Consider the following 1793-nt stretch of genomic DNA (forward strand, 5'->3'; position numbering starts at 1 on the left):
GCGGCAGAGAAAATTCTTTCTGTTCTGCTTTGCCGGGATGGGTGTCTGTACTTTTCCAGCATACATCAACACCCTTTTCGCTGCACTTTATAAAGCGGACACCTTTGCAGCTACCACAGAGATCGCCCCGGTGGTGGAGGAAGTGATGAAACTTCTGCCATTGCTCTTTTATCTGCTGATATTTGAGCCGAAAGCGGAGCAGATCAAAAATGCTCATGATCACAGCCCTTCCTTGCCACATAGAACGTCTGCTCTAATCCAAAACGGAGCCGGTCATTTTTCTTTTATTTTCTTCCGGGGTATTGGGACTGGAGCCATGCATGTGATCTGTGGAGCCATTGTCGGCGGTGGCCTTGCATATGTGTGGCAAAGAACATGGCTGGAGATCCCGGAACCTGTGGTCTGCTGGGAGCAGCAATCACCTTTCACGCAATTTATAATCTTCTGATCGCCTATAGCAGTGCAGCACAGTATATTGCTTATCTGCTGCCTGCTCGATCCTGGCAGCGGGAAAACTGATCTTCCGCAGTTCGATACAATAATATAACCTGATTTTCCGTTTTTGGGAGCTGTTTCGGCAGCTCTCAAATTTTTTTAAAAAATTTGATTTTCAGGTGAGAGTTTTTCGGTTTTTTTGTACCTATATAAGTGAAAGACTTTTTTAGACTGTTTTTTGGGAAGGAGGTTGGAAGGCATGTACGATACCAAAACCCGTATCGAATTGGTAAAAAAGCGAATGCATGAATACCACCGCCGCCTGTCTGTTCTGTGTACCCTGTTATTCCTGTCTCTTGTGGGAGCAATGGGGATAATGCAAAGCCAGCCAATAAACGTTACGGGAATGTACGGCACAATTCTGCTGCATGAGGACGCAGGCGGCTATGTGTTGGTGGCTGTCATTTCCTTTACTGCGGCAGTCGTGATTACCGCATTATGTATCAAATTCAAAAAAAGAGGATAAAAGAGTCAAGATGCAGAAGATCATGTATAAAGAAAGGAAAGGTGGAAAGTATGAGGAAAAAGTTATTAGCCGGGATTCTGGCACTTGCATTGTGTTCTACAAATATGCCCCCCAGACCATATTTGCGGAAGAATTTACTTCCGGAAATCAGGATGTAGTGTCTGAGGAAGAAACTCCGGAGATTTTTACCAATGAAGAGCAGGAAGCGGCAGGAGAGACAGATGAGGAACTGTCTGTATTCAGTTCAGAAGAGGTTCCTGAATTTAATGATGCCCCCGATGAGGCAATGGCTGCTGCGGAAAATGCACAGATTAAACCAATTGATTTAATTAATGATATTGCGGGCGGAGTTTATACTATAACTTCGGCAGGAGATTACAAATTCACATGCAGTAACCAGGAAACGGCAAATAGAATTGTGGTTGATGGAACGAATACTTCAGAGCAAGACAACATCAACATTTATCTTGATAACGTAAATATCAAAACATCTGCTGGTCCGGCATTGCAAATAAAGGGAGAGGTGAAGGCTGCAGTCACTATCCATTTAACAGGCACAAATAGTCTTATAACAAAGAATAACCACTATGCCGGTTTACAGAAAGATAACAAAGCTCAGCTTATAATAAAAACCAATGATTCAGACGCTACTGCAGGAATCTTAAATGCTCGTAGTATCGATGGGGATAGCGCCGGAATTGGTGGCGGCTATATCGGCTCCGGCTCTTGCAGTAATATTTTTATTGATAGTTGTTCTGTAATTGCTAGTTCTAAGTATGGTGCTGGAATTGGTGGCAGCAAGGGACGCGCTGGCAGTGATATTACCATTAAT

At 43.6% G+C, this 1793-nt stretch carries 2 protein-coding genes and 1 pseudogene; all 3 read left to right on the forward strand.

Annotated elements, in window-relative coordinates; genetic code table 11:
- A pseudogene (locus tag AC075J_RS02875) lies at positions 1–448 on the forward strand (hypothetical protein); the annotation flags it as partial.
- 246 nt (positions 449–694) lie between these two features.
- Positions 695–961: a glycosyltransferase gene (locus AC075J_RS02880; RefSeq protein WP_476389965.1), complete on the forward strand. Its 267-nt coding sequence runs from the start codon at positions 695–697 to the stop codon at positions 959–961.
- A gap of 10 nt (positions 962–971) precedes the next feature.
- A partial coding sequence (locus AC075J_RS02885) for a carbohydrate-binding domain-containing protein (protein ID WP_476389966.1) occupies positions 972–1793 on the forward strand: 822 nt, incomplete at its 3' end.

Source organism: Blautia sp. ZXY-1-C6 (assembly GCF_056339875.1).